The 13003-nt window shown below is 72.9% G+C and carries 12 protein-coding genes; 5 read left to right on the plus strand and 7 right to left on the minus strand.

All coding sequences use genetic code 11. From position 1 onward, the window contains the following. Positions 1 to 2: 2 nt before the first annotated feature. A complete protein-coding gene (locus ACFXGI_RS00425; RefSeq protein ID WP_384701029.1) occupies positions 3 to 686 on the minus strand; it encodes a TetR/AcrR family transcriptional regulator in 684 nt (227 codons plus the stop codon). A 174-nt stretch (positions 687 to 860) separates the two neighbouring features. Here ACFXGI_RS00425 and ACFXGI_RS00430 point away from each other — a divergent pair, with 174 nt between their 5' ends. From ACFXGI_RS00430 to ACFXGI_RS00440, 3 genes are all read left to right on the plus strand, one after another. After that, a complete protein-coding gene (locus ACFXGI_RS00430; RefSeq protein WP_384701032.1) occupies positions 861 to 2039 on the plus strand; it encodes an agmatine/peptidylarginine deiminase in 1179 nt (392 codons plus the stop codon). Positions 2040 to 2235: 196 nt separating this feature from the next. Then, entirely contained in the window at positions 2236 to 2361 is a 126-nt protein-coding gene (locus ACFXGI_RS00435) for a hypothetical protein (protein ID WP_384701035.1), read from the plus strand. Positions 2362 to 2650: 289 nt separating this feature from the next. After that, the gene (locus ACFXGI_RS00440) at positions 2651 to 4279 is read left to right on the plus strand and encodes a trypsin-like serine protease (protein ID WP_384701038.1); all 1629 of its coding nucleotides are present in this window, start codon (positions 2651 to 2653) and stop codon (positions 4277 to 4279) included. Positions 4280 to 4413: 134 nt separating this feature from the next. On the opposite strand, the gene ACFXGI_RS00445 is transcribed toward ACFXGI_RS00440, so the two are convergent. After that, on the minus strand, positions 4414 to 5604 hold the full coding sequence (locus ACFXGI_RS00445; protein ID WP_384701041.1) for an acyl-CoA dehydrogenase family protein: 1191 nt from the start codon (positions 5602 to 5604) through the stop codon (positions 4414 to 4416). 181 nt (positions 5605 to 5785) lie between these two features. Between ACFXGI_RS00445 and ACFXGI_RS00450 the strand changes: the two genes are divergently transcribed. Continuing rightward, a complete protein-coding gene (locus ACFXGI_RS00450) occupies positions 5786 to 6613 on the plus strand; it encodes a hypothetical protein (protein WP_384701044.1) in 828 nt (275 codons plus the stop codon). Between the two features lie 135 nt (positions 6614 to 6748). Here the strand turns inward: ACFXGI_RS00450 and ACFXGI_RS00455 are convergent, their stop codons facing one another. After that, positions 6749 to 7585, minus strand: a complete 837-nt coding sequence (locus tag ACFXGI_RS00455) for a ketose-bisphosphate aldolase (RefSeq protein WP_384701047.1) — start codon at positions 7583 to 7585, stop codon at positions 6749 to 6751. Beyond that, the gene (locus tag ACFXGI_RS00460; RefSeq protein WP_384701050.1) at positions 7582 to 8484 is read right to left on the minus strand and encodes an SIS domain-containing protein; all 903 of its coding nucleotides are present in this window, start codon (positions 8482 to 8484) and stop codon (positions 7582 to 7584) included. The genes ACFXGI_RS00455 and ACFXGI_RS00460 overlap by 4 nt, the downstream gene beginning before the upstream one ends. 150 nt (positions 8485 to 8634) lie before the next feature. Here ACFXGI_RS00460 and ACFXGI_RS00465 point away from each other — a divergent pair, with 150 nt between their 5' ends. Then, complete coding sequence (locus ACFXGI_RS00465) at positions 8635 to 9414, plus strand: DeoR/GlpR family DNA-binding transcription regulator (protein ID WP_384701053.1); 780 nt, start codon at positions 8635 to 8637, stop codon at positions 9412 to 9414. 25 nt (positions 9415 to 9439) lie between these two features. On the opposite strand, the gene ACFXGI_RS00470 is transcribed toward ACFXGI_RS00465, so the two are convergent. The 3 genes from ACFXGI_RS00470 to tdh all read right to left on the minus strand — a co-directional run bounded on the left by ACFXGI_RS00470 (position 9440) and on the right by tdh (position 12820). After that, positions 9440 to 10354, minus strand: coding sequence for a LysR substrate-binding domain-containing protein (locus ACFXGI_RS00470; protein WP_384701056.1), 915 nt, complete (start codon positions 10352 to 10354; stop codon positions 9440 to 9442). 64 nt (positions 10355 to 10418) lie between these two features. After that, positions 10419 to 11627: a glycine C-acetyltransferase gene (locus tag ACFXGI_RS00475; protein WP_384701058.1), complete on the minus strand. Its 1209-nt coding sequence runs from the start codon at positions 11625 to 11627 to the stop codon at positions 10419 to 10421. A gap of 164 nt (positions 11628 to 11791) precedes the next feature. Further along, positions 11792 to 12820: an L-threonine 3-dehydrogenase gene (gene tdh / locus ACFXGI_RS00480; RefSeq protein WP_384701061.1), complete on the minus strand. Its 1029-nt coding sequence runs from the start codon at positions 12818 to 12820 to the stop codon at positions 11792 to 11794. Positions 12821 to 13003 lie beyond the last annotated feature (183 nt).

Consider the following 13003-nt stretch of genomic DNA (forward strand, 5'->3'; position numbering starts at 1 on the left):
GCTCAGGGCAGGCGTACGGCCGCGGCGGTGAGGCCCTCGACGAGGACCCGTACGGTCGCCTCGGGATCGACTCGGGAGTCCAGCGACTGGAGGGCGGCGAGCCCGTCGGAGGCGGCGGCCAGCGCCGTTCCCGGCGGGACGGGGTCGAAGGCGCCGTCGTGCTCGTCCGCCAGCACCCGGAACAGCCGGACGAAGCACTCCCGCCAGCGCAGGTACTCCGCGTCCACCGCGGCTCGGACCCGGTCGTCGTTCAACGCGAACCAGTGGAGGGCGGAATGCAGGCGTGACAGGTCCGGGCCCTCGGGCTGCGTGAGCAGTCCGATCACCCGCTCGGCGCGCTCGGCGAAGGAACCGGGGCGGTCGACCGCGGCTTCCATCGGACCGATCCACTCGGGCCCGATGTCCTGCACGACGGCCACGATCAGGTCGGTGCGGTCCTTGAAGTGGTAGTGGCACATGCCGTGCGAGATCCCGCAGAGCGCGGCGACGTTGCGGGTGCTGAAACGGGCGAACCCCTCGCCGGCGAGCAGGGTCCGGGCGGCGGCGATGAGCCGCGCGCGGGTCTGCTCCCCCTTGGCGGAGGTACGGGACGGGCGGATGGTGCGGGCCGGAGCGGGCGGCCGCCCGGACTCGGCCCGTGCCGCCGTTTCTGCTGCTTCCGCTACTTCCGCTGCTTCTGCTGCCACGGCGCCACTCTAACGACCCCGCGTCCGCGGCACCGCAAGAACGATCAAGAGGCAGCAACTCCCTTTCTTTATACGGAAGTTGATGCGTCCAAAATTATTAACCGAGCGCTCGGTCAGTAATACGTTCCGGGCCAATCGGTGGAGCGATCCACCCTGGCTGATCGGAGAACAGTGATGAACGATCACGCTGCACCCCAGGACCCGGCCGGCGGAACGCCGCGACGGACCCTGGACAGGCGGGGCTTCCTGGCGGCGGCAGGCCTCGCGGCCGCGGGCGCCGCTCTGGCGGCGGCGGGCGGCGAGGCCTTCGCCGCCACCCGCCCCTCGGCGCGGGCGGCGGCCGCCGGCGGGTTCACGGTCCCGCTCGACACGGTCCGGCACACCCGTACCTGGATGGCGTGGCCGGACAGCTCGGCCGTCTGGGGGCGGAAGCTGGCGGGCGTCCAGGCCAACATCGCGCTCATCGCGAAGACCATCGCCAAGTACGAGCCCGTCGTCATGTGCGCCAACCCGGCGAGCGTCTCGAAGGCGAAGAGCGCCTGCGGACCGGCCGTCACCGTGATCGGCTCGATCCCCGTCGACGACTGCTGGATGCGCGACAGCGGACCGGTGTTCCGTACGGACGGCGCGGGCGGACTGGACACCGTCGGCCTGAACTTCAACGGCTGGGGCAACCAGCAGACCCACGCCAAGGACTCCCTGGTCGCCGGCCGGATCGCGGCCTACGTCGGGGTCCCGTTCACCGCCGCCTCCTTCGTCGGCGAGGGCGGCGCGGTGGAAACGGACGGCGCGGGCACCCTCATGGCCACCCGCAGCAGCATCATCAACCCTGACCGCAACCCCGGCCTGACGCAGTCACAGATCGAGGCGGCGATGTGCGGCGCCTTCGGTGCCTCCAAGGTGATCTGGTTCAAGGGCGTCCTCGGCCGGGACATCACCGACGACCACGTCGACGCGACCTCCCGCTTCCTGGCCCCGGGCCAGGGGCTGGTCCAGATGCCGCTGGCGAGCGACACCGACGCCTGGTCGAACGACGCGCGCCAGCAGTACCAGATCCTCTCCACCTCCACCGGCGCCCAGGGCAACCCGATCTCGGTCACCAAGCTCCAGGGCCCCGACTACAACCTCATCCGCTCCACCGACCCGAACTTCGTGGGCGCGTACGCCAACTACTACGTGTGCAACGGGGCGGTCATAGCACCGCAGTTCGGCGATTCCCGCGCCGACGCCGGAGCCAAGTCCACCCTCCAGCGCCTCTTCCCGGGCCGCACCGTCGAGCAGCTCGACATCGACAGCCTCGGCGCGGGCGGCGGCGGCATCCACTGCGTCACCCAGCAACAGCCCGTCCCGTAACGGCGCCCGTCGCGCGGAACGCGGGGGTGTCCCGGTGAAGGGGCTCTTCACCGGGACACCCCCGCACTCGTCCACGGACCGGCACCCGGCCGTCGCGAACCACCCCGGCTCCGCGGTTCGTGATCTTGCTGCTAGATTTTCACAGCTTCGCTTGAGCAGTTCTTGACCCGCCTCACATGGCGGTTTGCACTTCTGGATGGGAAATCTCGTGCCGCTCCGCACCCGCACGGCCGCGCTCGCCGCGGCCTTCGCCCCCGGTGTCACCGCCGCAGGCACCGCCTCTCCGGCGATCGCCCGGCCCGCAGCCGTAGCGGCCGGCTAGTACCCACCACGCCCATCCGGCTCCGCCGCCGGCTCTGACCAAGCCGAGCGACAGGCAACAGGCCGTCTTGCGCAGCCTTTTGAAACTCGCCGAGCAGCGGCGCGCGCGTGCGCGCGCCGCGTGTACGGCCCCAGGGGGAACCATCATTTCCGCAATCCGTCCGGGGTCCGAACAGAGCTATGCGGCCGATGCCGCGAATCGGAACGGGCCCGCGCCGTCGGCGCCACGGCCCACTTCTTCTCGTACGCCACTCATGCGTACCCGACGCTCTTTCCCAAGGAACACCACCATGTTTAGTTCTCGTCCCCGGCACTCGTGGATCGCCGCGGCCCTCGCCGCCGCCGTCGGTGCCGGTCTGCTGACCTCGACCGGCGCGCTGGCCGCCACAGGGACCCCCGACGCCTCCGACCGGTTCGCCCACACCGCGCAGATCACCACCGGCGCGGAGGCCGACGCCCGCGGCTGCTCCGGCACCCTGGTCGCCGCCCAGTGGCTCCTGACCTCAAAGAGCTGCTTCGCCGCCACCCCCGGTGAGGCCGTCCCGGCCGGTAAGCCCGCCCGCGCGGCCAAGGCCACGCTGGGCTCCACCACGTACGACATCGTCGACCTGATTCCCCGTACGGACCGCGACGTGGTCCTGGCCCGGCTCGACAAGCCGGTCGCCGGCGTCACCCCCGCCAAGATCGCCTCCGCCCCCGCCGCGGCCGGCTCCGCGCTGACCGCGGCGGGCTTCGGCCGTACCAAGACCGCCTGGGTACCGGGCAAGGTCCACACCGCCGCGTTCACCACGACCTCCGCGGCGGCGACCACGCTGGCCCTGGAAGGCGGCCAGAGCGGTGACGCCATCTGCCAGGGCGACGCCGGTGGTCCCGTGGTCAACGCCCAGGGCGACGTCGTGGCCCTCGGTACCCGCTCCTGGCTCGCCGGCTGCTTCGGCACCCCGGCGACGGAGACCCGCCGCGCGGCGGAAGCCGCCCGCGTCGACGGCCTCGCGGCGTGGGTCATGGACGTCCGTGCGGCCGCGCCGGGTTGGCGGTCCCAGGCGGCCGTGCAGACCGACAAGGGCCTCTACCAGGGCGCCCGTCTCGCCGACGGCGGCTGGACCGGCTTCGTCGACGTCCAGTCGAAGGCCGGCGACATCGGCGGGGTCCGCGCGAGCGCGATCGCCGGTATCGACGACAACAGCCACGTGGTGGCCCTGGGCAACGACGGCAAGCTGCGCCACACCATCCGCAAGGCGGACGGCACCTGGGGCGCCTTCGGTGACATCGGCTCCATGGCCGGCGTGCTCACCGGCATCACCCACGTGTCCGCCGTCTCCATCGGCACCGACCTGCACGTGGTCGTGGCTGCCGACGGCAAGGTCTTCCACACCGTCCGCCGCGGCGACGGCAGCTGGACGCCCTTCGGTGACATCTCCATGGCCGCCGGCCCGATCGGCGGCGTGAGCTCCGTCGCCACGGCCAGCGTCGGTGGGGAGCTCCAGGTCATCGCGGTCAGCGGCGGCAAGGCCTTCCACACCATCCGCAACACCACCGGCCACTGGTCGGAGTGGGGCGCCGTGGCCTGGGCCGCCGGCACCACCGGCCCGGTCACCTCGGTCTCCATGGCCGGCATCGGCGGTGACGCCCACATCGTGATCGCGACCGACAACGGCACGCGTCAGTACCACACCATCCGCAAGGCCGACCGCAACTGGGACCCCTTCGGCGAGCTCAAGGGCCCGCTCGGCACCATCACGGCCAGGTCCGTGGCCGCCGCGAGCGTCGACGGCGAACTCCAGCTCACCGCGGTGACTTCGGACGGCAAGGTCGTCCACACGATCCGTCACGCGGACCGCACCTGGGCCAACCCCACCGCGGCCGCGCTCGGCACCATCGGGAAGCCCGCCGCCATCAGCATGACCGGCACCCTCTGACCGAGAACGCCTGAGCCGTCGCGCGACCGCCCCCACCGGACCGGCCGCGCGACGGCACGCCGTCCCGTCACCCTGCGGTCGCCCCGTCGCCACCGCCGGGGTGTGCGGACACCGCGTTGCAGACCCGCAGGGTTTCAGCGGCGGACTCGGGGCATGCCCAGGCCGATCCAGGAGATGATCTCTCGCTGGATCTCGTTGTTGCCGCCGCCGAAGGTGAAGATGACCGCGCTGCGGTAGCCGCGTTCGAGTTCGCCGTGCAGGACCGCGCCCGTGGAGCCGTCCTTGAGGGAGCCGGCCGCGCCGACGATCTCCATCAGCCAGGCGTACGCGTCCCTGCGGGCCTCGGAGCCGTACACCTTGACGGCGGAGGCGTCCTGCGGGGTGAGCACGCCGTGCTGGACGGCGCCCACCATCTGCCAGTTGAGGAGCTTCATCGCGTCGAGTCGGGCGTGGGTGCGGGCCAGGCGGCCGCGGACCCAGGTGAGGTCGATGACGCGGCGCCCGTCGGCGAGCTTGGTCTGCGCGGCCCAGCGCTGGACGTCGTGCAGGGCCCGGATGGCCATGGTGCCGTGGGCGGCGAGGGTGACGCGCTCGTGATTGAGCTGGTTGGTGATCAGGCGCCAGCCCTTGTTCTCCTGGCCGACGCGGCGGCTCGCGGGGACGCGGATGTTCTCGTAGTAGCTCGCGGTGGTGTCGTGCGAGGCAAGGGTGTTGATCAGGGTGCAGGAGTAGCCGGGGTCGGCGGTCGGCACGAGGAGCATGGTGATCCCCTTGTGCGCGGGGGCCTCCGGGTCGGTGCGGACGGCCAGCCAGACCCAGTCGGCGGTGTCCCCGTTCGTGGTCCAGATCTTCTGCCCGTTGACCACGTACGTGCCGGTCTCCTCGTCGCCCTCGCGGACGGCCTTGCACTTGAGGGCGGCGAGGTCGGTGCCGGCGTCCGGCTCGCTGTAGCCGATGGCGAAGTCGATCTCGCCCGAGAGGATGCGCGGGAGGAAGTACGCCTTCTGCTCGTCCGTGCCGAGCTGCATGATGGTCGGCCCGACCGTGTTCAGCGCCATCAGCGGCAGCGGTACGACGGCCTGCGCGGCCTCGTCGAAGAAGATGAACTGGTCCATGGGCGACATCCCCCGGCCGCCGTACTCCTTGGGCCACCCCACCCCGAGCCAGCCGTCTGCGCCCAGCTTGCGGATGGTCTCGCGGTAGAAGCGCTTCTGCGCGGCGGGGTCCTCGTAGCGGGCGTAGACGTCCTGCGGCACCAGCTCGGCGAAGTAGGCGCGCAGCTCGGTGCGCAACTGCTGCTGCTCAGGCGTGTATTCGAGGTGCACGGCCCCTCCGGGTGTCTAGCGGTCCAGCCGGTCGCTGTGGTGGCGGCGCACAGAGTAGAACGTGTTCCAAGAAGGGGGAAGGACTCGCGGGGCGCCGTTTCCGCCGACCGGCGGCGGGGCGTCGGCTCGTGACCCACAATGGGCGTGCGGGGAGCCGCAGTTCGAGGATCCGGGGGGACACGTGGACGAGAAGGCCTGGGAGCGGGAGTTCGGCGGACGGGACCCGATGCCGGAGCACCGCGACCGGATGCCCGGGCGGGCGGATCGACTGCCCGCCGGGCGGGACCGGATGCCCGGGGACCGGGACCGGCTGCCCGGCGACCGGCTGCCCGCCGGCCGGGGCGAGGGCCCCGGGGGCGTGACCCAGATCCACGAGCCGGGCGCGCTGCCCGTCGACCCCGAGAGTCCCGACCGCATGCGCGCGTGGGAGCTGCTGCCCGACGACGTACGGGCCAAGACGCGCGAGAAGGCCGGCAGGTCCCTGGTGTGGTGGGCCCGGGTCTACTCCGACGGCGCCCCCTTCGCGGTGGTGTTCGGGGACCGCGGCCTGTGCCGGGTCCAGCCGACGTACCGGGACGGCAGGGCGCAGGAACACCGGGGCGAGCGGCTCCGGGTGGAGCCCGGCTCGCTGGTCAGCCGTTCCTTCGACGGGCGCCCGGCGCAGGCGGGCGGCGCAGGTGCGGCCGCGCCCGGCCGGCCGGGCGCGCCGGTGGAGCGGCTGGTCCTGGACCCGCCGGAGGCTCAGGGGGTGCTCGGGCACTTCCCCCTCGACGTACAGGACTTCCTCCAGCGCCCGTTCCTGGCCGGGCGGCGGACCGTCACGGCCGAGTGGTACTACGAGGAGACGGTCCAGCCCCGGCACAGCGATCTGTTCGTCCTGCTGTGCCTGTCCACCGACCGCCACGTCACCGCGATCGAGGCCCGCCGCTCCCTGGACCTGGGCGCGACACCGGACCGGGCCCGGTGGCACACCCTCACGTGCCACCAAGCCCGGCTCAGCCCCCGCTGATGCCCCCCGCTGACCCACCACTGACCCACCGCCGACTTTGCGGACGAAGGAGTACCCGAACACGCCCGTGGCGGCGCCGGCCGCGCCGGGGACGGCAACGAGGAGGGTGAGGGCGCCGGCGGCTGCACCCCGCCGTCAGTTCAGCGCCGTGATCATCGCCGCGGCGGTCGCCGCCATCGCCGTACGGGCCGCCGTCAGGTAGGGCCGGGGGTCCGCCGGGGTCAGGTGGGTGCGGATCGCCTCCGTCATGGCCAGGTTCAGCGCGGTCCCGATGTTGACCTTGCGGATGCCGCCCGCCACCGCCGCCGCGAGTTCCGCGTCCGGCAGCCCCGAGGAGCCGTGCAGCACCAGCGGCACGTCCACCGTCTTGGCCAGCCGGGCCAGCAGCGCGTGGTCCAGCTCGGCGGTGCGGCTGGTCATCGCGTGGCTGCTGCCGACCGCCACGGCCAGCGCGTCCACCCCTGAGTCGGCCACGAACCGGCGCGCCTCGTCCGGGTCCGTACGGGCTCCCGGCGCGTGCGGGTCCAGCGGGGCGGCGCCGTTCTTCCCGCCCACCTCGCCCAGCTCGGCCTCGATCCACAGCCCGTTGGCGTGCGCCCAGTCGGCCGCGGAGCGGGTCGCCTCCAGGTTCTCCGCGTACGGGAGCTGCGCGGCGTCGTACATCACCGAGCTGAACCCGGCGTCCGCGGCCTGACGGAGCAGGTCGGGGCTCTTGACGTGGTCCAGGTGCAGGCCGACCGGGATCCCGGCGGCCTCCGCGCACGCGGCGGCCGCGCGCGAGATCGGCAGCAGCTGCCCGCCCCGGAACTTCACGGCGTTCTCGCTGAGTTGGAGGATGACCGGCAGGCCCGCCCGCTGCGCCCCGGCGACGACCGCCTCGACGTGCTCCAGCGTGATGATGTTGAACGCGGCGACGGCGCGGCCCGCGGCGGCCGCGTCGAGGACGAGCGTCCCGGCGGGGACCAGGCTCATCGGACCGCCTCCTCACCGGCGGTGAGGATCACCGAGCGGGTCAGGTTCCGCGGCTGGTCCGGATCGAGGCCCTGGCGGGCCGCCACCGCGATCGCCAGCCGGTGGATCCGTACGAGCTCGGCGAGCGGGTCGAGCCGGCCGGCCACCCACTGGCCGTCCGTGGCCCGCACCTGCTCGGCGAGGCCCGCGGGCGTCTCGCCGAGCGACCAGGTGAGGGTGCCGGGCCCGGAAACGCTGATCGGCCCGTGCCGGTACTCCATCGCCGGATACGACTCGGACCAGGACAGGGAGGCCTCGCGCATCTTCAGCGCGGCCTCGTGCGCGAGACCCACGCTCCAGCCGCGGCCGAGGAACGTGAACTGGCCTCGGCTCGCCGCCTGTTCGGGCAGCGGTTCGGCGAGGGCGGCGCGGGCGTCGGCGACGACGGAGGGGGTGTGCAGACCGAAGTGGGCGCGCAGCAGGGTCAGGGCGGTGGTCGCGAAGCGGGTCTGCACGACGGACTGCTCGTCGGCGAAGTCGAGTACGACGAGCTCGTCGGCGAGGGTCATCACCGGGGTCGCCGGGTCCCCGACGACGGCGGTCGTACGCACCCCCGTGTCCCGCAGCCCGGACAGCAGGTCGAGCACCTCGGTCGTGGTGCCGGACCGGGTGAGCGCGACGACCCGGTCGTAGCGGCGGTGCAGGGGGAACTCGGAGGCGGGGAAGGCGTCGGTCTCGCCCTGGCCCATCTCCTCGCGCAGGGCGGCGGCCGCCTGGGCCATGTAGTACGAGGTCCCGCAGCCCACGATCGCGGTACGCTCCCCCGGCCGCGGCAGCAACGCCCGGTGGGCCGGGGCCAGTTCGGCGGCCCGCTCCCAGCACTCGGGCTGTGTGCCCAACTCGTACGCGACGTGGCTCATGCCGGCTCCCTGGCGTGGTGGGTGCAGTTTCCTGCAAGGTAGCGGCCCATTTCACGCAACTTCAAGCACCCAGGGGGGTTGATCTCCTGAGTTAATGTCGACGCGTAGGCCGTTGGAGCACACCCGAGGGGGTCGATCACCGTGGGGTCCATGACCCGCAAGGAGCGCTGGCAGACGCTGCTGGACCGGCTGGTGGAGCGGGGCGAGCTGGAGGTGGAGCCGACGGCGGAGGCCCTCGGCGTGTCCGCCGCGACCATCCGCCGCGACCTCGACCAGCTGGCCGAACAGCAGCTGCTGGTCCGCACGCGCGGCGGCGCGGTGGTGCACGGCGTCAGTTACGAACTCCCGCTGCGCTACCGCACGTCGCGCCGCGCCGCCGAGAAGCACCGGATCAGCGAGGCGGTGGCGGAGCTCATCGCCCCGGGCGAGGTGATCGGCCTGACGGGCGGCACCACGACCACGGAGGTGGCCCGGGCGCTGGCCGGCCGCCCGGACCTGGCGACGGGCTCGCCGGCGCTGACGGTGGTGACCAACGCGCTCAACATCGCGGGCGAACTCGTCATCAGACCGCAGTTCAAGATCGTCCTGACGGGCGGGGTCGCCCGCCCCCAGTCGTACGAGCTGACGGGCCCGCTGGCGCAGCAGGTGCTGGGCCAGCTGACGATGGACACGGCGGTGGTCGGCGTGGACGCCTTCGACCCGGCGGACGGCGCGGCGACCCGCCACGAGGACGAGGCGGCGATGAACCGCCTCCTGTGCGAACGGGCCCGCCGGGTGGTGATCGCGGCGGACTCCAGCAAACTCGCGGTCCGCGCCTTCGCCCGCATCTGCCCGACGCGGTCGGTGGACGTCCTGGTGACGGACACGGCCCTGCCGGACCGGGTGGCGGCGGAGTTCGAGGCCGCGGGGGTGGAGGTGCGGAGGGTGTGAGGGCCGCCCCCGCCCCGACCGCCCCTCAGTGCGCCGGCAGGCGTCCCGCCTCCTGCGACAGGGCTGCCAGGATCGGGGCGATCAGGGGGTGCGATTCCGCGCCCCGGCGGGTCGCCGCGAAGACCCTCCGGGTGGGCGTCGATCCCGAAACCGGGCGGACCTGGACCTCCTTGAGGTCCATGCCGCGCAGCGCCGAGCGCGGGACCAGCGCCACCCCCGCCCCGGCGCCCACCAGGGCCGTCACGGCGCGGAAATCGTCCGAGGAGTGCACGAACCGGGGCTGGAAGCCCGCCAGTTCGCAGGCGAGCAGGGTCACGTCGTGGCACGGGTTCCCGGGGTACTGGCCCACCCAGTCCGCGCCGGAGAGGTCAGCCAGCGGGACCTCGGGAAGATCGGCCAGGGGGTGTCCCGAGGGGAGCACCGCATCGAAGGGCTCCGCGTACAGCGGGAGCACCGACAGACGGCCGTCGTCGGCGCCCGGGGCGCCGCGGTACTCCACCGCCAGCGCCAGGTCGGCCTCGCCGTCGAGCAGCAGCGGCAGGCTCTGGTCGCCTTCCGCGTCCCGTACGCGCAGGCGGATGCCCGGGTGCTCGCGGGCCAGGCGGCCGATCGCGGGGGCGAGGACCTCGGCGATGCCGGTCGCGAAGGCAGCCACCGTCACCTCGCCCGCCGCGCCTCCCGCGTAGGCCGCGAGCTCGGCTTCGGCGCGCTCCAGCTGGGCGAGGACCTCGTGGGCGTGCCCGAGCAGGATCTCGCCGGCCGCCGTCAGCCGTACGCCGCGGCCGCTGCGGGTCAGCAGCGCGTGCCCGGTCTCCTGTTCGAGCGCCGCGAGCTGCTGGGAGACGGCGGAGGGGGTGAGGTACAGGGCTGCGGCCGCGGCGGTCACCGTACGGTGGTCCGCCACGGCCCGCAGAATGCGCAGCCGGCGGGGGTCGATCACCCCACCATTCTCGCAGGTGGAGCAGGGCGGCCCGGCCGCCCGGGCCGCCCCCGCCCGTGCAGCCTCAGGCCCGCGTCGCCGCCAGGGCCGTACGCGCGTCCGCGAAGGCGGCCACCGCGCGTTCCACGTCCGCCGTCGAGTGGGCCGCCGAGAGCTGGACGCGGATGCGGGCCGCGCCCATGGGGACCACGGGGTAGGAGAAGCCGATCACGTACACGCCGCGCTCCAGCAGCAGTTCCGCCATCTTGGCCGCCTCCGCCGCGTCGCCGATCATCACCGGGGCGATCGCGTGGTCGCCGGGGAGGATCTCGAAGCCGGCCTCGGTCATCTTCGCGCGGAAGAGCGCGGTGTTGGCGGCGAGCCGCTCGCGCAGGTCGCCCGCCGACTCCAGCAGGTCCAGGACCTTCAGGGACGCGGCCGCGATGACCGGGGCCAGGGAGTTCGAGAAGAGGTACGGGCGCGAGCGCTGGCGCAGCAGTGCGACGATCTCGGCGCGGGCCGCGACGTAGCCGCCGGAGGCCCCGCCGAGCGCCTTGCCGAGGGTGCCGGTGATGATGTCGACACGGTCCATGACCCCGTGCAGCTCCGGCGTGCCGCGGCCGCCGGGGCCGACGAAGCCCACCGCGTGCGAGTCGTCGACCATGACCATGGCGTCGTAGCGCTCGGCCAGGTCGCAGATCTCGGCGAGCGGGGCGACGTACCCGTCCATGGAGAAGACGCCGTCGGTGACGATCAGCTTGCGGCGCGCGCCGCCCTCGGTCGCCTCCTTCAGGCGGGCTTCGAGCTCGGCCATGTCACGGTTGGCGTACCGGAAGCGGCGGGCCTTGGAGAGGCGGATGCCGTCGATGATCGAGGCGTGGTTGAGGGCGTCGGAGATCACCGCGTCCTCGGCGCCCAGGAGGGTCTCGAAGACGCCGCCGTTGGCGTCGAAGCAGGAGGAGTAGAGGATCGTGTCCTCCTGGCCGAGGAACGAGGACAGCCGGGCCTCGAGTTCCTTGTGCACCTCCTGCGTGCCGCAGATGAAGCGGACCGAGGCCATGCCGTAGCCCCAGCGGTCCAGCGCGTCCTTCGCCGCGGCGACCACCTCGGGGTGGTCGGCCAGCCCCAGGTAGTTGTTGGCGCAGAAGTTGAGGACCTCGCCGGGGGCGCCGCCCGCGGTGACGGCGACGGCCGCGTTCTGCGGGGTGCCGATCACGCGCTCGGGCTTGTGCAGGCCCGCGGCGCGGATCTCGTCGAGGGTGGTGCGGAGGTCTTCGCGTACGGACTCGAACATGGGCTTCGGCTTCTCCTAGTGCGGCGGACGAAGGGGGCCGGGCCCCGCGGAGGGGGGAGGGTGGGCGGGGCCCGGCCGGAGGGAGATGGTTCGGTGGGACGGAGGCGCACAGGCCCTCGGGCGAGGAGGGCGCTCACGCCCTCCTCGCCCGGGACCGGGGGCCGTTACGCCGTCCAGTCCAGGATGATCTTGCCACTGCGGGCGGTGGCCGCCTCGTCGAACGCGGCCTCGAAGTCCCGGTGCGAGTAGCGGCCGGTGATGACCGGGCTGAGGTCGAGCCCGCCCTCCAGCAGCACCGTCATCGCGTACCAGGTCTCGAACATCTCGCGGCCGTAGATGCCCTTGATCGTGATCATCGAGGTGACGACCTTCGCCCAGTCCACCGGGAACTCCTGCGCGGGCAGGCCCAGCATGGCGATCCGGCCGCCGTGTGTCATGTTGTCGATCATGTCGCGCATCGCCTCGGCGCGGCCGGACATCTCCAGGCCGATGTCGAAGCCCTCACGCAGGCCCAGCTGCGCCTGCGCGTCGGCGATCGTCGCCTTCGAGACGTCGAGCGCGAGCGTGGCACCGGCCTTGCGGGCGATCTCCAGGCGCTCGGGGCTGACGTCGGTGATGACGACGTTGCGCGCACCTGCGTGCTTGGCCACGGCCGCCGCCATGATCCCGATCGGGCCCGCGCCCGTGATCAGTACGTCCTCGCCGACCAGCGGGAAGGACAGCGCCGTGTGCACGGCGTTGCCGAACGGGTCGAAGATGGCCGCCACGTCCAGGTCCACGGCGGTCCGGTGCACCCACACGTTCTGCGCGGGCAGGACGACGTACTCGGCGAAGGCGCCGTCACGCCCGACGCCGAGGCCGACCGTGCTGCGGCACAGGTGGCGGCGCCCGGCCAGGCAGTTGCGGCACTTGCCGCACACCAGGTGGCCCTCGCCGCTGACCAGCGCGCCGATCTCGATGTCCCGGACGCCGGCGCCGATCGCGGCGACCTCGCCCACGAACTCGTGGCCCAGCACCAGAGGGGTCTTGACCGCGCCCTGCGCCCAGCCGTCCCAGGAACGGATGTGCAGGTCCGTGCCGCAGATGCCGGTGCGCAGCACCTTGATCAGCACGTCGCCTGCGCCGTACTCGGGCTCGGGGACGTCCATGAGCCACAGCCCGGGCTCGGCCTTGTGCTTGACGAGTGCCTTCATGGGAGTGGCTCCAGGCATGCGGAGGGAACGTTGCAACCACTGGTGCGGGTGCGACGTATCGACAGGCACCAATCTGCCGAGCGCGGAGGTGATCAGTCCATCGAGGATTTCTTAAGCGGGTCGACAGCCCAGCTTCACGCCTATGCTCCTCCCGTGAAGGGCTGTGGCCTGGGCAGGGGCCCG

It is taken from the genome of Streptomyces sp. NPDC059355 (assembly GCF_042752335.1).
Taxonomy (GTDB): domain Bacteria; phylum Actinomycetota; class Actinomycetes; order Streptomycetales; family Streptomycetaceae; genus Streptomyces.